Origin of the sequence: Teichococcus coralli (genome assembly GCF_009829925.1) — a bacterium.
In the GTDB taxonomy this organism is placed as follows: domain Bacteria; phylum Pseudomonadota; class Alphaproteobacteria; order Acetobacterales; family Acetobacteraceae; genus Pseudoroseomonas; species Pseudoroseomonas coralli.
Genome location: NZ_SNVJ01000003.1, coordinates 91,054 through 115,072, shown reverse-complemented (window position 1 = coordinate 115,072; position 24,019 = coordinate 91,054). Strand labels below are relative to the sequence as shown.

At 71.4% G+C, this 24,019-nt stretch carries 22 protein-coding genes and 1 tRNA gene; 14 read left to right on the top strand and 9 right to left on the bottom strand.

Translation table 11 applies throughout. From position 1 onward, the window contains the following. The first annotated feature begins 21 nt into the window (after positions 1 to 21). Positions 22 to 1,764: a methyl-accepting chemotaxis protein gene (locus E0493_RS04495; protein ID WP_160935734.1), complete on the top strand. Its 1,743-nt coding sequence runs from the start codon at positions 22 to 24 to the stop codon at positions 1,762 to 1,764. Between the two features lie 138 nt (positions 1,765 to 1,902). On the opposite strand, the gene ppa is transcribed toward E0493_RS04495, so the two are convergent. Continuing rightward, a complete protein-coding gene (gene ppa, locus E0493_RS04490; RefSeq protein WP_160935733.1) occupies positions 1,903 to 2,424 on the bottom strand; it encodes an inorganic diphosphatase in 522 nt (173 codons plus the stop codon). Positions 2,425 to 2,635: 211 nt separating this feature from the next. Between ppa and E0493_RS04485 the strand changes: the two genes are divergently transcribed. The 7 genes from E0493_RS04485 to E0493_RS04455 all read left to right on the top strand — a co-directional run bounded on the left by E0493_RS04485 (position 2,636) and on the right by E0493_RS04455 (position 8,891). Next, a complete protein-coding gene (locus tag E0493_RS04485; RefSeq protein ID WP_160935732.1) occupies positions 2,636 to 3,829 on the top strand; it encodes an E22 family MetX-like putative esterase in 1,194 nt (397 codons plus the stop codon). A 57-nt stretch (positions 3,830 to 3,886) separates the two neighbouring features. After that, positions 3,887 to 3,959, top strand: a tRNA-Ile gene (locus tag E0493_RS04480). 131 nt (positions 3,960 to 4,090) lie between these two features. Beyond that, the gene (locus E0493_RS04475; protein WP_160935731.1) at positions 4,091 to 4,399 is read left to right on the top strand and encodes a hypothetical protein; all 309 of its coding nucleotides are present in this window, start codon (positions 4,091 to 4,093) and stop codon (positions 4,397 to 4,399) included. Next, the gene (locus tag E0493_RS04470; RefSeq protein ID WP_160935730.1) at positions 4,366 to 5,655 is read left to right on the top strand and encodes a GGDEF domain-containing protein; all 1,290 of its coding nucleotides are present in this window, start codon (positions 4,366 to 4,368) and stop codon (positions 5,653 to 5,655) included. The genes E0493_RS04475 and E0493_RS04470 overlap by 34 nt, the downstream gene beginning before the upstream one ends. Positions 5,656 to 5,813: 158 nt before the next feature. Beyond that, positions 5,814 to 7,493, top strand: a complete 1,680-nt coding sequence (ettA, locus tag E0493_RS04465; RefSeq protein ID WP_160935729.1) for an energy-dependent translational throttle protein EttA — start codon at positions 5,814 to 5,816, stop codon at positions 7,491 to 7,493. Positions 7,494 to 7,497: 4 nt separating this feature from the next. Continuing rightward, positions 7,498 to 8,064: a GNAT family N-acetyltransferase gene (locus tag E0493_RS04460; protein ID WP_160935728.1), complete on the top strand. Its 567-nt coding sequence runs from the start codon at positions 7,498 to 7,500 to the stop codon at positions 8,062 to 8,064. A 425-nt stretch (positions 8,065 to 8,489) separates the two neighbouring features. Further along, a complete protein-coding gene (locus E0493_RS04455) occupies positions 8,490 to 8,891 on the top strand; it encodes a hypothetical protein (RefSeq protein ID WP_160935727.1) in 402 nt (133 codons plus the stop codon). A gap of 7 nt (positions 8,892 to 8,898) precedes the next feature. On the opposite strand, the gene E0493_RS04450 is transcribed toward E0493_RS04455, so the two are convergent. From E0493_RS04450 to E0493_RS04425, 6 genes are all read right to left on the bottom strand, one after another. Next, the gene (locus tag E0493_RS04450; RefSeq protein ID WP_160935726.1) at positions 8,899 to 9,705 is read right to left on the bottom strand and encodes an ABC transporter permease; all 807 of its coding nucleotides are present in this window, start codon (positions 9,703 to 9,705) and stop codon (positions 8,899 to 8,901) included. Between the two features lie 4 nt (positions 9,706 to 9,709). Then, entirely contained in the window at positions 9,710 to 10,555 is an 846-nt protein-coding gene (locus tag E0493_RS04445; RefSeq protein WP_160935725.1) for an ABC transporter permease, read from the bottom strand. A 94-nt stretch (positions 10,556 to 10,649) separates the two neighbouring features. After that, positions 10,650 to 11,924, bottom strand: coding sequence for an ABC transporter substrate-binding protein (locus E0493_RS04440; RefSeq protein WP_160935724.1), 1,275 nt, complete (start codon positions 11,922 to 11,924; stop codon positions 10,650 to 10,652). A gap of 30 nt (positions 11,925 to 11,954) precedes the next feature. Beyond that, positions 11,955 to 12,947: an ABC transporter ATP-binding protein gene (locus tag E0493_RS04435; RefSeq protein WP_160935723.1), complete on the bottom strand. Its 993-nt coding sequence runs from the start codon at positions 12,945 to 12,947 to the stop codon at positions 11,955 to 11,957. Between the two features lie 280 nt (positions 12,948 to 13,227). Then, complete coding sequence (locus tag E0493_RS04430; RefSeq protein ID WP_202396904.1) at positions 13,228 to 13,860, bottom strand: MlaC/ttg2D family ABC transporter substrate-binding protein; 633 nt, start codon at positions 13,858 to 13,860, stop codon at positions 13,228 to 13,230. A gap of 49 nt (positions 13,861 to 13,909) precedes the next feature. Beyond that, the gene (locus tag E0493_RS04425) at positions 13,910 to 14,716 is read right to left on the bottom strand and encodes an MlaA family lipoprotein (protein ID WP_160935721.1); all 807 of its coding nucleotides are present in this window, start codon (positions 14,714 to 14,716) and stop codon (positions 13,910 to 13,912) included. A gap of 183 nt (positions 14,717 to 14,899) precedes the next feature. Between E0493_RS04425 and metF the strand changes: the two genes are divergently transcribed. Together metF and E0493_RS04415 are read left to right on the top strand one after the other, a co-directional pair. Next, the gene (gene metF, locus E0493_RS04420) at positions 14,900 to 15,853 is read left to right on the top strand and encodes a methylenetetrahydrofolate reductase [NAD(P)H] (RefSeq protein ID WP_160935720.1); all 954 of its coding nucleotides are present in this window, start codon (positions 14,900 to 14,902) and stop codon (positions 15,851 to 15,853) included. A gap of 147 nt (positions 15,854 to 16,000) precedes the next feature. Beyond that, the gene (locus tag E0493_RS04415) at positions 16,001 to 16,723 is read left to right on the top strand and encodes an aspartyl/asparaginyl beta-hydroxylase domain-containing protein (RefSeq protein ID WP_160935719.1); all 723 of its coding nucleotides are present in this window, start codon (positions 16,001 to 16,003) and stop codon (positions 16,721 to 16,723) included. Positions 16,724 to 16,735: 12 nt separating this feature from the next. On the opposite strand, the gene E0493_RS04410 is transcribed toward E0493_RS04415, so the two are convergent. Then, entirely contained in the window at positions 16,736 to 17,767 is a 1,032-nt protein-coding gene (locus E0493_RS04410; protein WP_160935718.1) for a hypothetical protein, read from the bottom strand. Between E0493_RS04410 and E0493_RS04405 the strand changes: the two genes are divergently transcribed. From E0493_RS04405 to E0493_RS04395, 3 genes are read left to right on the top strand one after another with little or no spacing between them, the layout of a single operon-like run. After that, positions 17,755 to 18,258 (top strand): pentapeptide repeat-containing protein, encoded by a 504-nt coding sequence (locus E0493_RS04405; RefSeq protein WP_367614454.1) that lies wholly within the window; start codon positions 17,755 to 17,757, stop codon positions 18,256 to 18,258. The two genes, E0493_RS04410 and E0493_RS04405, sit on opposite strands and share 13 nt — an antisense overlap. Then, positions 18,255 to 20,486 (top strand): ATP-dependent helicase, encoded by a 2,232-nt coding sequence (locus E0493_RS04400; RefSeq protein WP_160935717.1) that lies wholly within the window; start codon positions 18,255 to 18,257, stop codon positions 20,484 to 20,486. The genes E0493_RS04405 and E0493_RS04400 overlap by 4 nt, the downstream gene beginning before the upstream one ends. Positions 20,487 to 20,488: 2 nt before the next feature. Further along, a complete protein-coding gene (locus tag E0493_RS04395; protein ID WP_408888431.1) occupies positions 20,489 to 21,379 on the top strand; it encodes a 50S ribosomal protein L11 methyltransferase in 891 nt (296 codons plus the stop codon). Between the two features lie 175 nt (positions 21,380 to 21,554). Here the strand turns inward: E0493_RS04395 and E0493_RS04390 are convergent, their stop codons facing one another. Further along, entirely contained in the window at positions 21,555 to 21,896 is a 342-nt protein-coding gene (locus E0493_RS04390; RefSeq protein WP_160935716.1) for a DUF1127 domain-containing protein, read from the bottom strand. Between the two features lie 179 nt (positions 21,897 to 22,075). Here E0493_RS04390 and E0493_RS04385 point away from each other — a divergent pair, with 179 nt between their 5' ends. Next, complete coding sequence (locus E0493_RS04385) at positions 22,076 to 23,857, top strand: aminopeptidase P family protein (protein WP_160935715.1); 1,782 nt, start codon at positions 22,076 to 22,078, stop codon at positions 23,855 to 23,857. Positions 23,858 to 24,019 lie beyond the last annotated feature (162 nt).

Sequence of the window (24,019 nt, the reverse complement as noted above, 5' to 3'; positions counted from 1 at the left end):
AGCATCCTCGGAGGCGGTCCCATGTCCCTTTCCACGCACTCGCCTAGCCTGCTGGCCCGCCTGCCCCTGGCCTGCCTGCCCCTGGCCTGGCGCCTGGGGCTGGTGGTGCTGCTGGCGATGGCCGCGCTGGCGGGCTTCGCCGCCGAGGCGGTGCACAGGCAGGCCGCCGCCCTGGAGGAGGGGCGCATGTCCATGCTGCGCGCCGTGGTCGAATCCGTCGTCACCATCGCCGCGAATGCGGAAGCCGAGGAGCGGGCCGGCCGCACCAGCCGGGCGGAGGCGCAGGCGCGGGTGCTGCGTGCCGTGCGGTCGCTGCGCTACAGCGGCGCCGAATACGTCTTCATCACCGACATGGAGCCGCGGGTGGTGATGCACCCGGTCAAGCCGTCGCTCGAAGGTCAGAACGTGGCGGCGGTGCGCGACCCCGCCGGCTTTCCCCTCTTCATGGCGCTGGTCGAGACGGTGCGGCGCTCGGGCAGCGGCTTCGTCTCCTATCTGTGGCCGCGGCCCGGCAGCGAGCAGGCGGTGGAGAAGGTGAGCTTCGTGCGCGGCTTCGCGCCCTGGGGATGGGTGATCGGCACCGGTGTCTATGTGGACGATCTGCGCGCCGTCCAGTGGAGCAGCGCGCTGACACTGGGCGGGATGGCGCTCGGGGTGGCGGCGGTTCTGGGAGTGCTGGCGGCGCTGATCGGGCGCGGCATCACCCGCCCCCTGGCGGCGCTGGGGGCGCGGATGCAGGGGCTGGCGGCCGGCGACCGCGCAGCGCCGGTGCCGGGCCTCGGCCGCGGCGACGAGATCGGCCGCATGGCGGAGAGTGTCGCCGTCTTCCGCGGCGCCCTGCTGGAGGCCGAGCAGATGCGCGAGGAGCGTGAGGCCGGCAGGCGCCAGGCGGAGGCGCAGCGCCAGGCGGCGCAGCAGGCCCTGGCGCGGGAGGTGGAGGCCTCGCTCGGCGGTGTCGCCGCGGCGCTGGCGGAGTCCGCCACCGGCCTCAACCGCACCAGCGACGGCATGGCCCATACCCGCCAGCAGGTGGCGGGCGAGCTCTCCGCCGTCGTGGCGGAGGCCGAGCGGACAGGCGGCAACGTGCGGGCGGTGGCGGAGGCCGCCGAGGCGCTGGCCGCCTCGGTCAACGCCATCGCCGCGCGGGTGGCGGAGAGCGCCGGCGCCGCCGGCCGCGCCACCGCCGAGGCGGTGCGTGCCGACGAGGCGGTGGGCAGCCTGGCCGAGATGGCCCGCCGCATCGGCGACGTGGTGAAGCTGATCAGCGACATCGCCGGGCAGACCAACCTGTTGGCGCTGAACGCCACCATCGAGGCGGCGCGCGCCGGCGAGGCGGGCAAGGGCTTCGCGGTCGTGGCCTCCGAGGTGAAGGCGCTGGCCGGGCAGACCGCCCGCGCGACCGAGGAGATCGGCGCGCAGATCGGCGCCATGCAGCGCACCACCGAGCAGGTGGTGGTGACCATCCGCGACGTCGGCGCGGCGATCGGCGAGAGCGGCGCCATTGCCGAGGCGATCGCCGCCGCGGTGATGCGGCAGGGCGAGGCGACGCGGGAGATCGCCCGCAACGTGGCCGACGCGGCGGCGGGTTCGGGCCGGGTGGCGGCGGGGATGGGGCAGATGGACCAGTGCATCGCCGCCGATGCCGCCGCGCTGGAGGGGATGCGGAAGGCGGGCGCGGCGGTGGCGCGGCAGGGGGAGGCGCTGCGGGCGGCGCTCTCGGGCCTGGTCGGGCGGCTCCAGGGCGCCGCCGAGGCGCGCGGCTGAGGGGCGCGGCTGAGGGGCGCGGCTGAGGGGCGCGGCTGAGGGGCGCGGCTGAGGGGCGCGGCTGAGGGGCGCGGCTGAGGGGCGCGGCTCAGCCGGGGGAGGGCGCGGCGGCGTGTGGCCGCCGGCGCCCGGGGCGGCTCACTTCGCCGCGGCGATCTGCTTCTCGATGATCTCGGCGGCCTGGGCGGCGTTGCCCCAGCCCTTCACCTTCACCCACTTGCCCGGCTCCAGGTCCTTGTAGCGGGTGAAGAAGTGCTCGATGGCGTCGCGCGTGATCTTCGGCAGGTCTTCCAGCTCCTTCACGTCGGTGAAGGCGAGGGTGATCTTGTCGTGCGGCACGCAGACCAGCTTCTCGTCCTGCCCGCTCTCGTCCTCCATGAACAGCACGCCGACGGGGCGGGCGCGGATGACGGCGCCCGGCACCACCTGGGTCGGCACCAGCACCAGCGCGTCCGACGGGTCGCCGTCGTCGGCCAGGGTGCCGGGGATGAAGCCATAGGCGGCCGGATAGGCCATCGGGGTGAACAGGAAGCGGTCCACCACCACGGCGCCGCTGTCCTTGTCCACCTCGTACTTCACCGAGCTCCCCTGCGGGATCTCGATCACCACGTTGATGTCGTGCGGCGGGTTCTTGCCGGTGGAAAGCTTCGTGACGTCCATGGCGGGCATCCGTTCCGTGTCAGTGGGCGGGGTCAGTGGGCGGGGTTGGTGGGCGGGGCAGTGTGGCTGGCTGTTAGCAGGGGGCGGCGGCGGCGGCAACGCGACGGCGCGCGGCGGGGCTTGCCCGCCTGCCGCGCCCGCGGGCACCATGGCGGTGCCACCCCCGGCCGCGGGGCACCCGCCCGCCGGGCCAGAAGGGAAAGATCAGGTCATGACCACGCGCCGCCTCCTGCTCTCCGCCGCGTTCGCCGGGACGCTGGCCAGCGTGCTGCCGGCAGGAGCCAGCGCCGACACGCCGGCGGCCCTTGTCGAGAAGCGGGAATTCCGCTTCGAGAACTACGCGACGCGCGGCGGCGCGACGATCCCCGTGGTGCGCACCGGCTACCAGACGGCGGGCAGGCTGAACGCGGCGGGCGACAACGCGGTGCTCATCACCCACTTCTTCAGCGGCAACAGCCATGCCTTCGGCCAGCTCCAGGCAGGCGGGCCGCCCGGCTGGTGGGACGCCATCATCGGCCCGGGCAAGCCGATCGATACGGAGCGCTTCTTTGTTGTCGCCGCCGACACCATGGTCAACCTGAACGCGGCCGACCAGTTCACCACCACCACCGGCCCCGCCTCGGTGAACCCCTCCACCGGCCGGCCCTGGGCGATGAGCTTCCCGGTCGTCTCGATCCGCGACTTCGTGGAGGTGCAGAAGCGGCTGCTGGATTCGCTCGGGGTGAAGCGGCTGGCGCTGGTGGCCGGGCCGAGCATGGGCTCGCTGCAGGCCATCGAGTGGACGGTGGCCTATCCGGAGATGGTGGAGCGGGTGATGCCGGCCATCGGCACCGGCGAGATGGATGCCTGGATGCTGGGCTGGCTGGATCTCTGGGCCGCCCCGATCCGCATGGACCCCAACTGGCGCAACGGCGACTACTATGCCCAGGGCCGGGAGCCGCCGCTGCGCGGGCTGACCGAGGCCCTCAAGCTCATCACCCTGCACTCGCGCGACCGCGGCTGGGCCCAGCAGTTCGGCCGCCGCCCGGTGGAGGGCCAGGATCCGGCCCGCCGCATCCAGGACCGCTTCGCCATCGAGCAATGGATGGAAAGCACCGCGGCGGCCCGCGCCAAGCAGGCCGATGCCAATTCGCTGCTCTACCTGACGCGGGCCAACCAGCTCTTCCTGAACGAGTATCCCAGCAGCAAGGCGGCGCTCGCGCGCAGCCGCGCGCGCTGGCTGGTGGTGCCGAGCCGGACCGACCGCGTCTTCCCCATGGAATACAGCGAGGAACTGGTGAAGGAGCTGAAGGAGGCCGGCAGGACCGTCACCCTGGCGCCGCTTTCCGGCGGGCTCGGCCATCTCGAGGGAGTGGCGGGCATGGCGCAGGCCGCCGAGCCGATCCGCAGTTTCCTTGCCGGCTGAGGGCATCCCGGTCTAGCAGAGGCGGCAAGGCACGAATCGCGCCTTTCCTCTCCCGGCGCGCCTGTAGCTCAACGGTTAGAGCGGGCCGCTCATAACGGCTTGGTTGCGGGTTCAAATCCTGCCGGGCGCAGGGGGAGGAGGCGGGTCTTTCCGGCGTGGTGCGCGCAGGGCGTGTGCAATCTTTCTTGCATCTCAACTCAAAAGCTCGTGAGATGCGCGCCTGCCCACGTATCGGGCAGTTTCCGCCGCCGGAGGGACCACTTGTCCGCGACTGTGCCTGCGCCGCTGCCCGCTTCCCTGCGGATCGGCCATCTGGGGCGCCTGTGGCCGCAGCCTGACGCCGCCTGGTGTCCCGCCCGGTTGCGTGCCGGCGGGCTGGGGCTCTGGCTGGGCCTCAACCTCGCGGTCTTGCTCGGCTATTTCGGGCTGGGCTGCGCGGTGGGGCGCTTCTTCGCCGCCTATGGCCTTTTCCCCGCGCCGATCTGGCTGCCTGCCGGTCTGGCCGCCGTGGCGGCGATGCTGGGGGGTGGCGGCTGGTGCCGGGGCTCTTCGCCGGCTCCTTTCTGGTGAACGCCTTCATCTTTGGCAGCCGGCCGGAGCTGGCGGCGCTGATCTCGGTGAGCAACGCGCTGGGCCCGCTCGCCGGCGTCACGCTGACGCGGCGTTTCCGTCCCGCCACCGGGCTGTTCACGCGCTTCCGCGGCGTGATCGCGTTCCTGGCGGGCGCGGTGCTGCTGCACGGCTTCCTCACGGCGCTCGGCGGCGCCCTGGCGATGTGGCTGCTGGGCGCGGCGCCCCCACAGGCGTTGCCGGGCATCTGGTCGGGCTGGCTGCTCTGCGACGCGGGGGGCACCTTCTATTTCGCGCCTTCCCTGGCGCTCTGGCTCGGGGTGGAGCGCACGCCCTCGGTGCCGCAGAAACCCGGCCTGAGGCTGCTGGACGGCTCGGTCTGGCTGGGCACGGGGCTGCTGGCGCTGGTGGTCTTTCAGCTCGACCTGCCCGCCCGCCTGCCCTCCGCCCAGCTGGTCTTCCTGCTGGCGGTGCCGCTCTCCTGGATCGCGCTGCGCGTTTCCCTGCGGGCCGCCTATTCCCTGCTGACGCTGCTCTGCGTCATCGCCTCGGCGGGAACGGTGGCGGGGCACGGACCGTTCCAGAACGAGGCCGTGGGCAACCCGATGCAGTCGGTCGGGCTGCTGATCGTGCTCTGCGGCATGAATGTCCTGACCTTGCTGGCGCTGGTCAGCGAGCGGCGGGAGGCCGAGCTGCGGCTGGCCGAGGCGAACCACCTGCTGGAGCGCCGGGTGGCCGAGCGCACCGCCGAGCTGCGCCGGCTGGCGGATACCGACGCGCTGACCGGGGTGGCCAACAGGCGCAGCTTCCTGGCCCAGGCGCAGGCGGCCTTGCAGCGCGACGCCGGCGCCGGGCGGCCCTTCGCGCTGATCGCCTTCGACCTCGACCACTTCAAGGCGATCAACGACGGCGCCGGCCATGCGGGCGGCGACCTGGTGCTGCGGCGGGTGGCGGAATGCTGCATGGCGCGGCTCAGGCGGCAGGACCTGCTGGGCCGCCTCGGCGGCGAGGAATTCGCCATCGCCCTGCCGGGCACCGAGTTCATCGAGGCGCAGCACATCGCCGAGCGCCTGCGCGAGGTGCTCTCCCGCATCCGCCTGCCGGCGGGGACGCCGGCGCAGCATCTTTCCGCCAGTTTCGGCCTCGCGCTGGCGCAGCCGGGGGAGGGGCGGCTGGAAGATCTGCTGCGCCGCGCCGACACGGCGCTCTACGCGGCCAAGCATGCGGGGCGCGACCGGGTGCAGGTGGCCGGCTGAGGCGCGGCCGGCGCCGCCCGGCGCCGCCCCTGGCCGCCGGATGATGCGCCGGGGAGAAGCCCGGCCCGCGGGGGCCGCCCCGGAACCCTTACGCTTGGCGCGCGGCGCCCGGATGGCTAGAACCAGGGCCGAACCTCTGCCCCGGGACACGTGTAATCATGGCCGCTTACCAGTACGTCTATGTGATGAAGGATCTCACCAAGTCCTACCCGGGCGGGCGAGAGATCTTCAAAGGCATCACCCTCTCCTTCCTGCCCACGGCCAAGATCGGCGTGCTCGGCCCGAACGGCGCCGGCAAGTCGACGCTGATGCGCATCATGGCGGGCATGGACAAGGAGTTCGGCGGCGAAGCCTGGTCCGCCGAGGGCGCCCGGGTCGGCTACCTGCCGCAGGAGCCGCAGCTCGACGCGAGCAAGACCGTGGGCGAGAACGTCCGCGACGCCTTCGGCACGCTGACCGCCGACCTGGAGCGCTTCAACGAGATCTCGATGAAGTTCGCCGAGGAAATGGGCGAGGACGAGATGAACACCCTGCTGGCCGAGCAGGCCGAGCTGCAGGAGCGCATCGACGCCGCCAATGGCTGGGAGCTTGACCGCACGGTGGACATCGCGCTCGACGCGCTGCGCTGCCCGCCGGCCGAGAGCGCCGTGACCCACCTCTCCGGCGGCGAGCGGCGCCGCGTGGCGCTCTGCAAGCTGCTGCTGGAGAAGCCCGACCTGCTGCTGCTCGACGAGCCGACCAACCACCTGGACGCCGAAAGCGTCTCCTGGCTGGAGAAGACGCTGCGCAACTACGAGGGCGCGGTGCTGATCGTCACCCACGACCGCTACTTCCTGGACAACGTCACCAACTGGATCCTGGAGGTCGATCGCGGCCGCGGCATCCCCTATGAGGGCAACTACTCCGCCTACCTGGAGTCCAAGCGCAAGCGCCTGGCGCAGGAGGAGAAGGAGGAGAGCACCCGCCAGCGCCAGCTCGCCGAGGAGCAGGAGTGGATCGGCCGCTCCCCCGCCGCGCGGCAGGCCAAGAGCAAGGCCCGCATCCAGGCCTATGAGGAGCTGCTGGCGAGGAGCCAGGAGCGCGCGCCCGACCCGACCGAGATCCAGATCCCGCCCGCGCCGCGCCTGGGCAACCTGGTCATCGAGGCCGAGAGCCTGCGCAAGGGCTTCGGCAACAACCTGCTGATCGACGACCTTTCCTTCAAGCTGCCGCCGGGCGGCATCGTCGGCGTGATCGGGCCGAACGGCGCCGGCAAGTCCACCCTGTTCAAGATGATCACCGGGCAGGAGCAGCCGGATGGCGGCACGCTGAAGATCGGCGAGAGCGTCGACCTCGGCTACGTGGACCAGTCGCGCGACACCCTGAACGACAAGCGCACCGTCTGGCAGGAAATCTCGGACGGCGAGGACCTGATCATGATGGGCAAGCGCGCCGTGCCCTCGCGCGCCTATGCCGCCGCCTTCAACTTCAAGGGCTCGGACCAGCAGAAGCCGGTGGGCGTGCTTTCGGGCGGCGAGCGCAACCGCGTCCATCTCGCCAAGATGCTGCGCAAGCCGCACAACGTCATCCTGCTCGACGAGCCGACCAACGACCTCGACGTGGACACGCTCCGCGCCCTGGAAGAGGCGTTGCAGGACTTCGCCGGCTGCGCCGTGATCATCTCGCATGACCGCTGGTTCCTCGACCGGCTGGCGACGCACATCATGTCCTTCGAGGGTGACAGCCACGTCGAGTGGTTCGAGGGCAACTACCAGGCCTACGAGGCCGACCGACGCCGACGCCTCGGCGCGGCGGCGGACCAGCCGCACCGGATCAAGTACCGGCCGCTCACCCGGTAAGGCCGTGGACGGTCCCCCGCGGGCGGCATCCCCGCACACGGTGCGCACGCCGCGGCTGACGCTGCGCCCCGTCGGCCCCGGGCACCTCGCGGATCTCGTCGCCCTCAAGGGCGACGAGGCCGCCTTCGGGCTGATGCTGCACGGCGTCCGCACGCCGGAGCGCGCCGGGGAGGAGCTGCGCGACGACATCGCCTTCTGGCAGGTGCGCGGCTACGGCACCTGGGCGGTGCATCGCGGCACGGATGACCGCTTCCTCGGCATTGTCGGGCTGATGGAGCGGCCGGACGGGCGCGGCGTGGCGCTGCGCTTCGCGCTCTGGCCGGAATGCCGCGGCCAGGGCTATGCGCGCGAGGCGGCGCGCGCCGCGCTGGCCTTCGGGCACCGGGCGGGGCTGGCGCGCATCATCGCCGTGGCGCGGGAGAGCAACCTGGCCTCGCGCGCCGTGCTGGGCGATCTCGGCCTGCGGCCCTGCGGCACGTTCCAGCACCAGGGATACCCGATGCTGGTCTTTGAAAGCCTGCGGCCGCCTGCCGCTCCGGCCCAGCAGGCAAGCTCCGGCCCCGCGTCCTGAGCCGGCCCGCGCCGGCCTGACGGGCCGGCGCGCCATTTCCTTCTTCCGCATCCGTCCCGGCGCCGCCGCCTTCCTGACCGCCGTGGCGGGAGGCGAGGGAGCCTCGCCGCAGGACAATGGCTTGGCGTGCCGCCGGGTGTCCCGGCGTGCCTTCCGTGCTGCCATCCGCAGCGCTGCGCCCGCGCCGGAATATGGCAACCGCGCCACAAATTGCCACAATTCGTGTGCGGTGCAGCACTTTTGGCGGCTACCCAGAAATCCCATTAATATGCTGTTCAGAATTAGGTTTCCTTCTGGGCTCCGCCCGACCCGAATGCGCGGATGAGGCGAGAATAAGGCGAAATACCCTTAAATGTGGTTGAAATGTGGCAATTAAATGTCCTAAGCATGCCTCCGGAAACCGAGGCTTAACCGGAGCTCCCTTGATGAAGTCCCTCCGCCTCCTCGCCGCCGCGCTTGCCCTGCTCGGGAGCTGGGCCGCGGCACCGTCGGCGCAGGCGCAGAGCGAGGACCTGTTCTCGCTGCGCGCCGCCCTCGGTGGGGCGGTGCCGTTTGCGCAAAAGGAGTCCTACGTCGTCGCCGACCTGACGCAGGCCGCGCAGGGCAATGGACAGCTTTCCCTCGCCAGCAGCCTGCCGCTTTCCCGGATGGTGGCGCCGGTCTTCGACGCGCGGCCCCAGCTGGTGCTGAATGGCCGGCTCGACCTGGGCAGCCTCGGCGCCGCCGCCGTTTCGCTGAACGCCTATGTCTCGGCCGGCGTGGCCGGCGCGGCGGCGAATGCCGAGCGCCCGCTGCTGGGCGTCGCCGCGCTTCGCCTGGTGTTCTGAGGCGCCCTCAGGCGCCGCGCCGCCGCCCCAGCAGCCGCGCCCCGAGGATGGCCCCGCCGATCACCAGGAAGGACACGGCGGTGGAGACGGTGCCGAGCGCATAGAGCACCGGGGTCGTCACCGTGGTGGTCATGCCGAGGATCTCCAGCGGCAGGGTATTGCCGCTGCCCGCCGTCAGCAGGGTGCGGGCGAACTCGTCGAAGGACAGCGTGAAGCCGAACAGGGCGATGCCGACGACGCTCGGCGCGATGATCGGCAGCACCACGTGCCGGAAGCTCTGCCAGGGCGTCGCCCCCATGTCGCGCGCGGCTTCCTCCCAGCTCCGGTCGAAGCGGTTGAACACGGCGAACATGATCAGCAGGCCGAAGGGCAGCGTCCAGGTGAGCTGCGCCCCGAAGGCCGAGGAGTACCAGGCCGGCTCCCATTCCATCTGGTTGAACAGCAGCCCGATGCCCAGGCTGACCAGGATGGAGGGCACGATCAGGCTGGCGATGGTCAGGTAGAACACCGCGCCGCTGCCGCGGAAGCGGCGCCGGAAGGCCATGCCCGCCATCAGCGAGATCACCACCGTGCTCACCGTCACCATCGCCGCCAGGGTCAGCGTGCGCCGCATCGCCGCGCCGAGGTCGCCCACCGCCTGCGGCTGGAAGAGTTGCGCGAACCAGTGCAGCGAGGCGCCGTTCATCGGGAAGGTCAGCCCGCCATCCGGCCCCTGGAAGGAGAGGATGCCGATGGTGATGGTGGGGCCGTAGAGGAACAGCAGGAACAGGCCGAACAGCCCGCCCAGCAGGATGCGCGCGGCGCGACCGGGCATGGCCTCAGAGCTCCTTGCGGATGTCGATGGCGCGCAGCATGGCCGAGACCAGCAGCAGCACCATGGCCAGCAGCACCACGGCATTCGCCGCCGCCGCCGGATACTGCATCAGGCCGATCTGGTTGCTGATCATCAGCCCGACCGAGGCGCTCTGCCCGCCGCTCATCAGCCGCACCGTGGCGAAGTCGCCCATCACCAGCACCACGACGAAGATGCTGCCGATGCCGATTCCGGGCTTGCACAGCGGCAGGATCACGCACCACAGCGCCTGCCAGAAGCCCGCCCCGGCATCGCGCGCCGCCTCCAGCAGGCGGCGGTCGATCCGCATCATGGTGTTGAAGACCGGCACCACCATGAACAGCGTGTAGAGGTGCACGAAGGCCAGGATCACCGCGAAGTCCGAGAACAGCAGGAACTCCAGCGGCGCGTTGATGGCGCCCACTGCCATGAGGCCGTTGTTCAGGATGCCGTTGCGGCCGAGGAAAGGCACCCAGGCGATCATGCGGATCAGGTTGGAGGTCCAGAACGGGACGGTGGTGAGCACGAAGAGCACCATCCGCCAGGTCGGGCTCCGCACCACGAAGGCCAGGAAATAGGCCAGCCAGAAGCCGAGGCCGAGCGTCACCACCCAGGTCAGGCCGGCGAACCACAGCGTCTTGAGGTAGGTGCGCCAGGTGACCGCGGAGGTGAAGACCTCCTTGTAGTTGGTCAGCACGAAGGCCGGGATCAGGCTGAAGCTGTCATAGTCATAGAAGCTGACGATCACCAGCATCGCCAGGGGAATGACGAGGAAGACCAGCAGCACCGCCAGCAAAGGGGCGGTCTGCAGCCAGGGGAAGAGGCGGGGCATTCGGGACAGGGCTCCCGCCGGGGCCAGGGGAGGCGCCGCTTCCCCTGGACCCCTCCGCCGGGGAGACAGTGCCTCCCCGGACCCCGCCATCAGGTCAGGCCGCGATGAACTCATTCCAGCGCCGCACCATGTAGCGGTCCTCGTCCATCACCGAGTTCCAGCAGACCACCTTGCCCATGCGCTCGGTGAAGGAACCGCCGTCGCGCACCGCGCCGGCCTTCTCCATCACCTTGCCCTCGGGCGAGAGGATCTCGGCGGTCGCCGGCTTGCCCTCCATCCAGTAGCCCCACTCGTTCTCGCTCATGTTGGCCTTGGCCGTTTCCAGCACCGCCGAGTAGTAGCCCTGGCGGTTGAGGAAGGCGCCGGCCCAGCCGGAGAGATACCAGTTCAGGTACTCGTAGGCGGCGTCGAGCTGCAGGCCGGAGACATGGCGCATGATGCCGAGGCCGGAGCCCCAGGCGCGGTAGCCCTCCTCCAGCGGCTGGTAGGTGCAGGCGATGCCGCGCGAGCGCACCGCCGCCACCGCCGGCGACCACATGGACTGGATGACCACCTCGCCCGAGGCCATCAGGTTCACGCTCTCGTCGAAGCTCTTCCAGAAGGCGCGGAACTGCCCGGCGCGCTTCTGCTCGATCAGGAAGTTGATGGTCTTGTCGATCTCGGGCTGCGTCATGTTGCCCTTGTCGCCGTACTTCGCGATGCCGGCGCTCTCGCAGATCATCGCCGCGTCCATGATGCCGATGCCCGGGATGTTCAGGATGCTCGCCTTGCCCTTGAAGGCCGGGTCGATCAGGTCCTTCCAGTTGCGGATGGGGCGGCCCACCAGGTCGGGGCGGATGCCCAGCGTGTCGGCGTTGTAGATGGTCGGCAGCAGCGTCATGAACTCGGTGCGCTTGCCGGCGAAGCCCTTGGCGGTGGGGCTCTCCACGAAGCCGACCGAGAAGGGCGTGGTGCCCTGGCCCGGCGGGCTGTCCGGCGTCAGGCGGCCGGTGGTGAAGATCGGCACGATCTTGTCCACCAGCTTGATCTTCGTGGTGTCGATCGGCTGCACCGCGCCGGTCGGGTAGACCTTCTTGATCGAGAAGTACTCGATGTCGGCGATGTCGAAGCTGCGCGCCTGGGTGGCGGCGCGCTGCGCCACCGCGTCGGTGTCGGTCACCGTGAGCTGCAGGTTGAAGCCGAGGTCCTTCTTCACCTGCTCGGCGATCGGGTTCAGGCCGGAGACGCCGGTGCCGATCTGGCGCAGCGTCACGTCCTTGATGTTCTGCGCCCAGAGGGTGGGAAAGCCGGTCACGGCCCCGCTGCCCAGCGCGGCACCCGCCAGCGCCAGCGCGCCACGGCGGGTGAGGGACGTCTTCGTCTCGGTCATCCTTACGCTTCTCCTGTCAGCCTGTTCCGGTTAGGCGGCCGCGGTCGCGGGCAGGGGATGGGCCGCGGCGGCATCCCAGCCCAGGGTCACCGCCGCGCCGGGCTCCACCGGCGCGGCGTGGAAAACGGCATCCGGCAGCAGCGCCTCGGCCGCCTGGCCACCCGCGCCGCGCACCACCACGCGCACGGCGGCGCCCTGGTACTCGACGGCGGTGACATGGCCGGGCAGGACCGGGCCACCCGGCGCGGGGGCGAGGCGGGTGCGGTCGGTGCGGATGGCGAAGCGGCCCTCCGGGAGGTCCAGCACGTTGTGCCCGCCGATGAAGCGGGCGACGAAGGCGCTGGCCGGCCGCTCGAAGATCTCGCGCGGCGGCGCGGCCTGGGCGATGCGGCCATGGTCCATCACCACCGCGAGGTCCGAGAGCGCCATCGCCTCCTCCTGCCCGTGCGTGACATGGATGAAGGTGATGCCCAGCTCCCGCTGGAGGCGCTTCAGCTCCTCGCGCATCTGGCCCCGCAGGAACGGGTCGAGGGCGGAGAGCGGCTCGTCGAGCAGCAGCACCCGGGGGCGGGTGATCAGTGCCCGCGCCAGCGCCACGCGCTGCTGCTGGCCGCCCGAGAGCTGCGCCGGCAGCCGGTCCGCCATCCGCTCCAGTTGCACGAGGCGCAGGAACTCGGCCGCCTCGGCCAGGCGCTCGGCCTTGCCGACGCCGCGCATCCGCGGCCCGAAGGCGACGTTCTCCAGCGCCGTCAGGTGCGGGAAGAGGGCGTAGGACTGGAACATCATGGCCGTGCCGCGGGCGGCGGGCGGCAGGTCGGTCACGTTGCGGCCGCCGAGCAGGATATCCCCCTCGGTGATGCTCTCGTGACCGGCGATCATGCGCAGCGTGCTGGTCTTGCCGCAGCCGGAGGGGCCGAGCAGGCAGCAATAGCTGCCAGCGGGGATCGCCAGGGAAACGTCATCAACCGCCGCGGCGCCGCCGTAGCGCTTGGTCACCCGGATCAGCTCGACATCTGGTTGCAATCGCCCGACCCCTCCCGTGGTGACGCGGAAGAGGCCATGCAAGGAGCGCACCACTCTGGGTGGCCGGCCACGAAAAGTCGGAGACGGCCTGAAAATCAGCCCGGCCGGCCGGCAGGGTGGCGATCAGATGCGCAGGGGCATGGCAGGGCGGGGGCAGGCATGGCGCGGGAGCGGGCAGTGCCGGCGTTGCGGCAAAACAAGACCCGGGCGGCGCGTGGCCGCCCGGGCGGGGCCGGTTGACCGGCTCCGCCCGGTCGGACGGAGCCTCAGGCGAAGAGGCTCAGCGGCCTTCGCGGGCCGCCAGCGCGGAGATCTGCCGGCGCATGGCATCGAGCAGGGCGCTCACCTGGCCGCCATTGCGGCTGATCACGGAGGAATACTCGCTGCGCTGGGTGAGCCGCAGCGAGGTGCCTTCGGCGATCACGTCAACCACCTGGGGGCGGCCGTTCACGTCGCTGACCCGCCAGTCCAGGCTGAAGGGCGCGGTGCTCGGGCGCTCGATGATGGTGTTGACCAGGACGTCGTCCTCGGTGCGCTGCTGCGCGCGGCCCAGGCTGAAGCGCACCCCCTGGTACTCGCCGAAGCGCGCCGAGAGGTTGCGGATCAGCGTCTCCTCGAACAGCTTCATGTATTCCTGCTGTTCCGCCGGCGTGGCGACGCGCCACCAGCGGCCGAGGATGAAGCGGCCGACGCCGTCCACATCCACGGCGCTGCGCAGGATCTGCGCCACGCGCTGCCGCCGGGCGGCGATCGGCTGGTTGCTGTTCAACGTCGCCACCAGCTCCCGGCCGGTGGAGTCGACGAAGGACGCAGCCTGGTTGATGTCCATCTCCGCCCGGGCGGGGGAGGCCGCAAGCAGCGGCAGGGCGGTGGAGGTGGCCAGCACGGCGGCCAGCAGCGAGCGGCGATTCATCCTGTTCCGTCTCATTCTCGTTCTGTGCGGCGCCGCGAGGCGCCGGATTTCAACGCGCCTGGCCGGCGGGGGGCTCGGTGACGTCCAGCCCGGTGCCGAGGGTCGCCGCGGGCGCCTCCCCGGCGGGACGGCCGTTCCGGATATCGCTCCGCCGGCGCTGGCGATAGGCGCTGCGCAGGGTGGCGTAGGGGTCCAGGCTGGTTTCGTTGACGGTGTCGAGCGCTTCGATCAGTCCTTCGCGCGTGTCCACCACGGTCAGGCCCAGGCGAGTCCAGCCCAGGGCCTCGGCCGTGCCGCCGCCATCGCTGATGCCCCAGCCCACCGGGTCAGCCGCGATATCAACCCCAAACCCGGCAAGGTCGCGCGGGTTGCTTGGGCCGAGCGCCGGGATGAAGAGGAAGGGTCCCTCGCCAAGGCCCCAGACCGCCAGCGTCTGGCCGAAATCCTCGGTATGGCCTGGCAGCCCGACCTGCTCCGCCACGTCGAACAGGCCGCCGATGCCGAAGGTGCTGTTCATCAGGAAGCGAGCGAGGGTGGTGGCGCCGCGTCGGGTCTCGCCCTGCAGCGCGTCGTTCACCAGAACCATGGGGCTGCGGAGGTTGGCCAGCACGTTGCGCACGCCGGTGCGCACCGGCGGCGGCAGGAAGAAGCGGTAGAACTCGGCCGCGGGGCGCAGCAGCACCGTGTCGATGCCGTTGTGCACCGTGTACATGGTGCGGTTGAACGGCTCCAGCGGGTCGTTGGCCTGCTCGTACTCCGCCAGGGCCTCCGGTTCACTCGCCGGCGGCCGGGTGGCACAGGCGGAAAGGGTGAGCAGGCCGAGCAGCAGCAGGGTCGGGCGGCGGAGAAAGGACATCGGGCGGGGGGTTCCTGAACGGCGCGGCCTGAGGAGCGAGCATGCCTACATACATTCTGGGATGAATGTGAGGAATACCCAATGGCAACGTCCGCGGGAGGCCGCCAGGATTCCGCGGGGGCGGCAGCCTTCACTTTTCTGCGGCGGTTCAAATTGCCGGTGCGGTAGGCTATGGGGGGAGCCATGAACCATTTCGCCGACCATGCCGCTTCCGGTACCCTGCAGCGCTGGCTGACCGGCCCGCGCGTGGCCGGCCTGCCGGTTCCCACCGAGTTGCCGCCCCCGGCGCTCTCCTTCGAGTTCTTCCCGCCCCGTACCGAGACGCTGGAGCAGCAGCTCTGGGCCTGCGTGCGCCGGCTGGAGCCGCTCGCGCCGCGCTTCGTCTCCGTGACCTACGGGGCCGGCGGCTCGACGCAGGAGCGAACCCACGCCACGGTGGCGCGCCTGGTCAGGGAGACCAGCCTGACCCCCGCCGCGCACCTGACCTGCGTCGGGGCCAGCCGGGGCGAGGTGGACGACGTCGCCCGCCGCTACTGGGAGGCCGGGGTGCGCCACATCGTGGCGTTGCGCGGCGACGCGCCGGCCGGCGAGGCCGGCTACGTGCCCCATCCGGACGGCTATGCCTATGCCGCCGACCTGGTGGCCGGCCTGCGCCGCATCGGCGATTTCGAGATCTCCGTCGCCGCCTATCCGGAGACGCATCCGACCGCCAGCTCGCCGGATACGGACCTGGACAACCTGAAGCGCAAGATCGACGCCGGGGCGACCCGCGCCATCACGCAGTACTTCTTCGACACCGAGGTGTTCCTGCGCTTCCTGGACCGTGCCCATGCCGCGGGCATCACCGTGCCGATCGTGCCGGGCATCCTGCCGGTCTCGAACTTCACCCAGGTGCGCAAGTTCTCGGGCATGTGCGGCACCACCGTGCCAGGCTGGATGGGACGCCTCTTCGAAGGGCTGGACGACGACCCGGAAACGCGCCGCATGGTCGCCGCCGCGCTGGCGGCCGAGCAGGTGCGCCTGCTGCAGGCCAATGGCGTGGACGAGTTCCATTTCTACACGCTCAACCGCGCCGACCTGACCTACGCCATTGCCCATATTCTCGGCGTGCGCCCGCAGCCGGGCGCGCTGCCCTGAGGCGCAGCCGGGGGCGCTGTTCTGAGGCGCAGCCGGCCGCGCTGTTCTGAGGCGCAGCCGGCCGCGTTGTCCTGAGGCGCCGCCGGGGGCGCGATTGACTCTCGCCCGGCCGCGGCGCAATCCTGCCGGGCCGGCGGAGGAGTGGCCATGGATATCGGAGTCCCGCTGAAGGACCTTGGCGCGATCGAGGTCAGCGAGCTTCTCAGGCTGGTCGACTCGCTCACCGAGGAAGACTGGACCGGCAACACCATGCGCCGGGACATCCTTGCCTCCGGCGCGCATGCCGCGGCCGACAACATCCTGATGAAGACCGAGTGGCATCCCTCGGCCAACAGCACGGGCATCCAGCACTTCGAGGACCTGATCCACGTCTGGGCCAAGGAGCGCGGCGTGGATCCCGAGAAGTACATGCCGATCGCGCGCGAGGACACCGACCTCTGGCCGGTCTTCACCATGCCGGAATGGCTGCAGTACAAGGACGTGCTGGCGCCGGTGGTGGAGCAGGTCATCGCGCCGCTGAAGCAGCCGCGCGGCGTTGTCACGCGCCTGGCGCTGGTGCGGCTGCGGGCCGGCACGCATGTCGCGCCGCATACCGATGGCCACCCGATGGCGGCGCGGGCGCACCGCATCCATCTCTCCCTCAGCAGCACCCCATCCGTCGAGTACAAGATCGACGGGCGCAAGTTCACCATGCTGAAGGGGCACGCCTACGACTTCAACAACCGGGTCCGCCACTCCGTTCGCAACAACGGCAAGCGCGACCGGATCAACCTTTTCGTGGACTACTATCCCGATCCCGGGCTGGTGATGCGCAACCCGCTCGACGTCTCCTCGCCGAGCTTCGCCAAGCCGGCGCCGCGCATCAACTGAGCGCGGCGCCGCTCAGCCCCGCCGCAGCAGCCGGCCATAGACCGGCTTCAGCAGAAAGGGGCTGAGGAAGAGCGGGAACTGGCACAGCGCGAAGAAGAGCAGGATGCGCGGCTCGGTCGTCGCCGGCAGCACCGCCAGGTAGAGCGCCATGTTGCGGTTTCCCGAGAGCAGCCCGGCGGAAAGCGCCAGCCCCTGGCCCGCCGGCAGGAAGGCCAGGGCTGTCAGCAGGTTGAGCGCGAAGCTGCCGGCGAAGGCGAGCAGGACGCCGCCCAGCACGAAGCCGGGATCGGCCAGCAGCTTCGCCAGCACCCCGTCCATCACGCCGAAGCCGTAGAGCACCACGGAGAGCACCACCGCGCCGTCCACCGCCGGTCCCCAGCGGCGCAGGCGCGCCTCGCCGGCCAGGCGGCGGATCACCAGCGAGGCCAGCAGCGGCAGGCCGACCACCAGGGCCAGCCGCCCCATCAGCGAGCCGATGGAAAGCGAGAGGTCCAGCCCCAGCAGGCCGAGCGCCAGGGGCGGCGCGGTGAAGGGCACCAGCAGCGTGGAGAGCAGCGCGGCCACCAGGGAGATCTCGCCGTCCAGCCCGACCAGCCGGGCGAAGGCGGGCGAGGAGGTGGCGGCGCAGCCCGTCGCCATGATGACCAGCGCGGCGCCGAGCGGGGCGGAGGCGCCCTGGGCCAGCCCCGTCGCCCAGGCCGCGGCATAGGCCAGCAGCGGGCAGGCCAGCAGCAGCCAGGCGAGCAACGCGGCGACCATCAGCGGCCGGCGCAGATAGCCCACCACCTGCGCGGGATCGACCCGCAGCAGCACCAGCGTCATCAGCAGGGCGACCACCGGGGTCACCACGTCGCGCAGCGCCGCGGCCAGGGGTGGCAGGGCCAGGCCGGCGAAGATGCCGATGGCCAGCAGCAGGCCGCCCTGCCGGGCGGACCATTCGAGCAGGCGGACGGGCAGGCGGGAAATGGGAACGTCCTCGGGCGGGGCGGCGGGAGGTTGGCCGCGTTCGCCTCCCGTTCTATATCCGGTGGGTGCGCACGCCAATCCTTCCTCTCCTCGCCCTTTTCCTGCCGCTGCTGCTGGGGGCCTCCCCGGTCCTGGCGGCCTGCACCGACGCGCCCGCGCCGAAGGTGAACTGGCGCCGCTGCCTGCAGGACGGGCAGGATCTCCAGCGGGCCGACCTTTCCGGCGCCGTGCTGCGCGATGCGAGCCTCGGCCGCAGCCGGATGCAGCAGGCGAAGCTGATCGGGGCGGAGGCGCCCGAGGCGCGCTTCACCTCCGCCGAGCTGACGGGCGCCGACCTTTCCGGCGCCGTGCTGCGCGGCGCCGACTTCACCCGCACCAACCTCGTCGGCGCCAAGCTGGTGCGGGCCGACCTCCGGCGCGCCCGCTTCTTTCGCGCCGACCTGACCGACGCGGACCTGACCGGCGCCGAGATCGCGGGAGCGGACTTCGCCGCCGCCACGCTGGACGGCGCCCGCTGGGTCGACGGGGAGAAGCGCTGCGCCGCCGGTTCCGTGGGGATCTGCCAGTGACCGACTTCCCGACCGCGCCCCGCCAGCCGGACTACCTGTCGCGCCTCAACCCGGAGCAGCGCGCCGCCGTGGAGACGGTGGACGGGCCGCTGCTGGTGCTGGCCGGCGCGGGCACCGGCAAGACGCGGGTGCTGACCACGCGCTTCGCGCATATCCTGATGACGCGCCGCGCCTATCCCAACCAGGTGCTGGCCGTCACCTTCACCAACAAGGCGGCGCGCGAGATGCGCGAGCGGGTCGCCGGCATCCTCGGCCAGCCCGCCGAGGGGCTGTGGCTCGGCACCTTCCACGCGCTCTGCGCGCGGATGCTGCGGCGGCATGCCGAGTATGTCGGGCTTTCCAGCAACTTCTCGATCCTCGACACCGACGACCAGATGCGCCTGCTGAAGCAGGTGATGGAGGCCGCCGGCATCGACATGAAGCGCTGGCCGCCGCAGGGCATGATGGCGCTGATCCAGCGCTGGAAGGACCGCGGCCTGACGCCGGCCCGCGTCACGCCCGCCGAGGATTCCGACTACGCCAACAACCGCGCCCGCGCGATCTACGCCGCCTACCAGGAGCGACTGAAGGCGCTGAACGCCTGCGACTTCGGCGACCTGCTGCTGCACATGACGGAGATCCTGCGCACGCAGGAGGCGGTGCTGGCGCAGTACCACCGCATGTTCCGCTACATCCTGGTGGACGAGTACCAGGACACCAACCTGGTGCAGTATCTCTGGCTGCGGCTGCTGGCGCAGCGGCCCGATCCGGCCGAGCGCAACATCTGCTGCGTCGGCGACGACGACCAGTCGATCTATTCCTGGCGCGGCGCCGAGATCGAGAACATCCTGCGCTTCGAGAAGGATTTTCCCGGCGCCACCATCGTGCGGCTGGAAGCCAACTACCGCTCCACCGCGCCCATCCTCGCCGCCGCCTCCGGGCTGATCGCGAAGAACAGCGGCCGCCTCGGCAAGACGCTGCGCCCCGGGCGCAACGACGCCAAGGGCGAGAAGGTGCGCGTCGTCTCGCTCTGGGACTCGGAGGAGGAGGCGCGCATGGTCGGCAGCCGCATCGAGGCGGCGCGACGGGGCGGGCACAACCTCTCCGAGGTCGCCATCCTGGTGCGCGCGGGCTTCCAGACGCGCGCCTTCGAGGAGCGGATGATCACGCTGGGCGTGCCCTATCGCGTCATTGGCGGGCTGAAGTTCTACGAGCGCGCCGAGATCCGCGACGCCATGGCCTATCTGCGCGTGCTGAACCAGCCGGCGGACGACCTCGCCTTCGAGCGCATCGTCAACACGCCGAAGCGCGGGCTGGGCGACACCAGCCTGCGCGCCATGCACGAGCTGGCCCGCAGCGAGGGCAAGCCGCTGATCGTCGCGGCCTGGCGGCTGATCGAGACCGGCGCGCTGCGGCCCAAGCCGCGCCAGGCGCTGCGCGAGCTGCTGGAGGGCTTCGCGCGCTGGCGGGAGATGCTGCCGCGCGAGGGGCATGTGGTCGTCGCCGGCACGCTGCTCGACGAGAGCGGCTACACCGACATGTGGAAGCAGGACAAGTCGCCCGAGGCGCCGGGGCGGCTGGAGAACCTGAAGGAGCTGCTGCGCGCGCTCGGCGAGTTCGAGAGCCTGGCGGGCTTCCTGGAGCATGTCGCCCTCGTCATGGAGAATGACGAGAACGCGGAGGGCGAGCGGGTCAGCCTGATGACGCTGCACGCCGCCAAGGGCCTGGAGTTCGACACCGTCTTCCTGCCGGGCTGGGAGGAGGGGCTGTTCCCGCACCAGCGCGCGCTGGACGAGGGCGGGGAGAAGGGGCTGGAGGAGGAGCGGCGCCTCGCCTATGTCGGCATCACCCGGGCGCGCAGGCACTGCATCATCAGCCATGCCGCCAACCGGCGGATCTACGCCAACTGGACCAGCGCGATCCCCAGCCGCTTCCTGGACGAGCTGCCGCCTGATCAGGTCGAGGTGGAGGGCGGGGCCGGCGCCGCGCGGGCGCGGATGATGAGCCAGCCTTCCGCCTTCCCCGACCAGTTCCCGCTGGTGGCGCGCAAGCCGCGGGTGATCGAGGCCGGCGCCTGGGAGGTGGCGGAGCGTCCGGCACGCGCGGCTGCCATTCCGGTCGGCACCCGGGTGTTCCACAACAAGTTCGGCTATGGCCGCGTGGTGGCCGCCGACGAGAACAAGCTCGACGTCGAGTTCGAGAAGGCGGGCCGCAAGCGCGTGCTCGACACTTTCGTGGAAAAGGCCTGACCGTGAACCGTCGCCATCCCCAGACGCTGGAAACCCTGAGCCTCGACGGCCTGCCGGAGCATGCCGTGCCGGCCTTCGAATCCGCGATGCAGACCGTCTGCCCCAGCGTCGGCTATTTCCGCGACGAGGCCACCGACACCTGGCGCCTGGAGGCCGTGCGCGAGACCGGCGTGGGCGACGATGAGCTGATGCCGGCGCTGGTGCTGGCCGCCGCGCTGTCCGGCATCGAGGCGCCGGAGCTGAGGCGGGAGCCGGTGGAGGCGGAGGGCTGGCTGGCGCGCACGCTGCAATCCTTCCCGGAGCAGGAGATCGGCGCCCGGGTGCTGATCCGCCCGACCCACCTGCCCAACCCGCATACCTATGGCCGCATCGTGCTGCGGCTGGATGCGGGGCTGGCCTTCGGCTCAGGCGAGCATGGCTCGACGCGCGGCTGCCTGATCGGCTTCGAGGGCGTGGCGCATCGCCGCCCGCGCCGCATCCTCGACATCGGCACCGGGTCGGGCATCCTGGCCATGGCGGCCGCCCGGCACCTGAGGCGCCCGGTGCTGGCGACCGATATCGAGCCCTGGAGCGTGCGGATCACCGAGGAGAACGCGCGGCTGAACGGGCTGCGCAACCTGATCCGGCCGCGCCTCGCGGATGGCTGGCGCCACCGCGCCGTGCGCTCCGGCACCTACGACCTGGTCTTCGCCAATATCCTGGCGCGGCCGCTTTGTTCCATGGCCAAGTCGCTGGCCGACCACCTGGCACCGGGCGGCACCGCCATCCTGGCCGGGCTGCTGGGCACGCAGGTGCGCATGGTGCTGGCGGCGCATCGCCGCGCCGGGCTGGTGCTGGAGCGCCGCATCAACCAGGGCGCATGGTCGGCCCTCGTGCTGCGGCGGCGCGGCTGAGGCGCAACCTTTTCCCTGGCTCCGCCGGAAAAGGAAAACCGCCCCGCATCGGGGGAAGATGCGGGGCGGCTTGCGACGGAGCGGCGGGGGAGAGGGGGGAGGAGGCACCGCTCCGCGTCGTATGCCGGAATAACTGCGGCCCGGCCCGCGGGTTGCGCGGGCCGGGACAGGATTTTCAGGCCGCGTTGGCCGGGCGGGCCTTGGCCGGCGCGTTGGCCGCCAGCCGCTCGCGGGCGCGGAACTCGTCCTCGAACACGTGGGTGATGTCGCCACGGTTCAGGCCGATATCGGCCAGCTCGCGGTCGGACAGGGTCGAGAGCTCCTCATAGACCCGGCGACGGCGGGGATACTCGGCCACCGCGCGGAACAGGGCGCGGGCGGCGCTGCGGATCCAGCGGCCGATCGCCTCATCCCGCAGGCGCGTCGCCTCCAGGCGGACCGCTTCGGCGCTGCTCAGGGTGCCGGCGCAGCTGGGGATCGCGGAGTCGAACTCCGGCTTGGTGATACGGGCGTCCATTGTCTAGCGTTCCATTTTCGCGTCGGGGCGGTCCGTGGGACCCGCTCTTGCCGTCAACCACCCGTCCCTGGCGCGTTGGCCGTGATGTAGTCCTTTACGCGGGCGAACAGGAGCGCAGCGATTGATACGGAGCCATGCGTGGGACGCATTGAAATCTGTGGAAACATGCCTTTAACGGGATGCTAACCGAAGTGACACACGCCAAACGCCTCGCCGCCCTCCGCGCGGAGCTTGCCCGCCTGGACATCGATGGGCTCCTGGTGCCCCGCAGCGACGAGTACCTGGGGGAGTACGTGCCCCCGAGCGCTGAGCGCCTTGCATGGCTCACCGGCTTCACGGGCAGTGCCGGCATGGCGATCGTGCTGGCGGAGCGGGCAGCGGTGTTCACCGATGGCCGCTACACCACCCAGGTGGCCAGCCAGACCGACCCCGCCCTGTGGGAGCGCCTGCACATCATCGAGCAGCCGGCGCAGGAGTGGCTGGCTGAGCACGCGGCGGGCCGCAGCATCGGCTACGATCCCTGGCTGCACGCGCAGGCCGCCGTCGAGCGCCTGGCTGCCTCGGGCGTGCGGCTGGTGCCGCTGGCGGCCAATCCGCTGGACGCCGTGTGGCACGACCGGCCGGCTGCGCCGCGCACCCAGGCGATGCCCCAGCCGGCCGAGTTCGCCGGCCAGGGTTCCGCCGAGAAGCGCGCCGAGCTGGCCGCCGCGCTGCGCCAGGCGGGCGAGGACACGGCCGTGCTCGCGGACCCGCATTCGCTGGCCTGGCTGCTGAACATCCGCGGCGCCGACCTGGAATACACGCCGCTGGCCCTGGGCTTCGCCCTGCTGCACAGCAACGCGACGGTGGACCTGTTCATGGAGCCGTCCAAGGTGCCGGAGGCCACGCGCGCGCATCTCGGCAACGCGGTGGTGGTGCATCCGCCGGTGGGCCTGCCCACCATCCTGGCCGGCCTGGCCGGGCAGGCCGTGCGGCTGGACCCGGAAAGCACGCCGGCCTGGTTCGCCGCCACCCTGCGCGAGGCGGGTGCCACGCTGCGGCCAGGCGAAGACCCTTGCCGCCTGCCGCGCGCCTGCAAGAACCCGGTGGAGCAGGCCGGAGCCCGTGCCGCGCACCGGCGGGACGCCGTGGCCATGGCCCGCTTCCTGGCCTGGTTCACCGCCGAGGCGCCGCGCGGCGGCGTGACGGAGATGAGCGCCGCCGACCGCCTGCTGGCGTTCCGGCGCGAGGTGCCGATGTTCCGCGCCGAAAGCTTTCCCGCCATTTCCGGCGCCGGGGAGAACGGCGCCATCGTCCATTACCGCGCCACCGAGGCGACCAACCGCGCCGTTCGCGTCAACGAATGCTACCTGGTGGACAGCGGCGGCCAGTACACGGATGGCACCACCGACATCACCCGCACCCTCTGGACCGGCCCCGGCACGCCGCCCGCCGATCTGGTGGAGCGCTATACCCGCGTGCTGCGCGGCCATGTCGCCCTCGCCACGCTGCGCTTTCCGCAGGGCGTGGCGGGGCCGCATATCGATGCGGTGGCGCGGGCGCCGCTCTGGGAGGCGGGGCTCGACTACGACCACGGCACCGGCCACGGCATCGGCAGCTTCCTTTCCGTGCACGAGGGCCCGGTCAGCATCAGCCGGGCGGCGCGGCCGATCCCGGTGCGGGCGGGCATGATCCTCTCGGACGAGCCGGGCTACTACCAGCCGGGCGCCTATGGCATCCGCATCGAGAACCTGCTGCTGGCCCGGCCGGCGGCGGAGCAACCCGGCCAGGTGAAGCCCTTCCTGGAGTTCGAGACGCTGACGCTCGTGCCCTATGAGCGCCGGCTGATCGGCGTGGCACTGCTCACCCCGGCGGAGCGCGCCTGGGTGGACGCCTACCACGCCCGCGTGCTCGCGGAGGTGGGCGAGAAGGTGGAGCCGGCGGTGCGCGACTGGCTGGCGGAGGCCTGCGCGCCGCTCTGAGGCGGCGGGCGGTACGGCGAGGCCGGGTTCCGCTTCAATCCGGCGGGAGGACAGGGCTTTCACCTTCCAGGCGGAACGGGCGCTGCCGCAAGCTGCGCCCGTTCCGCCGCTGCCTTCGCGTGCGCCGGCTACGCCACATGTGTGATCTCGCCCCGGGAGCGC

Coding starts and splice junctions, on each gene's coding strand:
- E0493_RS04495 (WP_160935734.1), top strand. CDS start 22: ATGTCCCTTTCCACGCACTCGCCTAGCCTGCTGGCCCGCCTGCCCCTG.
- ppa (WP_160935733.1), bottom strand. CDS start 2,424: ATGGACGTCACGAAGCTTTCCACCGGCAAGAACCCGCCGCACGACATC.
- E0493_RS04485 (WP_160935732.1), top strand. CDS start 2,636: ATGACCACGCGCCGCCTCCTGCTCTCCGCCGCGTTCGCCGGGACGCTG.
- ettA (WP_160935729.1), top strand. CDS start 5,814: ATGGCCGCTTACCAGTACGTCTATGTGATGAAGGATCTCACCAAGTCC.
- E0493_RS04455 (WP_160935727.1), top strand. CDS start 8,490: ATGAAGTCCCTCCGCCTCCTCGCCGCCGCGCTTGCCCTGCTCGGGAGC.
- E0493_RS04450 (WP_160935726.1), bottom strand. CDS start 9,705: ATGCCCGGTCGCGCCGCGCGCATCCTGCTGGGCGGGCTGTTCGGCCTG.
- E0493_RS04445 (WP_160935725.1), bottom strand. CDS start 10,555: ATGCCCCGCCTCTTCCCCTGGCTGCAGACCGCCCCTTTGCTGGCGGTG.
- E0493_RS04440 (WP_160935724.1), bottom strand. CDS start 11,924: ATGACCGAGACGAAGACGTCCCTCACCCGCCGTGGCGCGCTGGCGCTG.
- E0493_RS04430 (WP_202396904.1), bottom strand. CDS start 13,860: ATGAATCGCCGCTCGCTGCTGGCCGCCGTGCTGGCCACCTCCACCGCC.
- E0493_RS04425 (WP_160935721.1), bottom strand. CDS start 14,716: ATGTCCTTTCTCCGCCGCCCGACCCTGCTGCTGCTCGGCCTGCTCACC.
- metF (WP_160935720.1), top strand. CDS start 14,900: ATGAACCATTTCGCCGACCATGCCGCTTCCGGTACCCTGCAGCGCTGG.
- E0493_RS04415 (WP_160935719.1), top strand. CDS start 16,001: ATGGATATCGGAGTCCCGCTGAAGGACCTTGGCGCGATCGAGGTCAGC.
- E0493_RS04390 (WP_160935716.1), bottom strand. CDS start 21,896: ATGGACGCCCGTATCACCAAGCCGGAGTTCGACTCCGCGATCCCCAGC.
- E0493_RS04385 (WP_160935715.1), top strand. CDS start 22,076: ATGCTAACCGAAGTGACACACGCCAAACGCCTCGCCGCCCTCCGCGCG.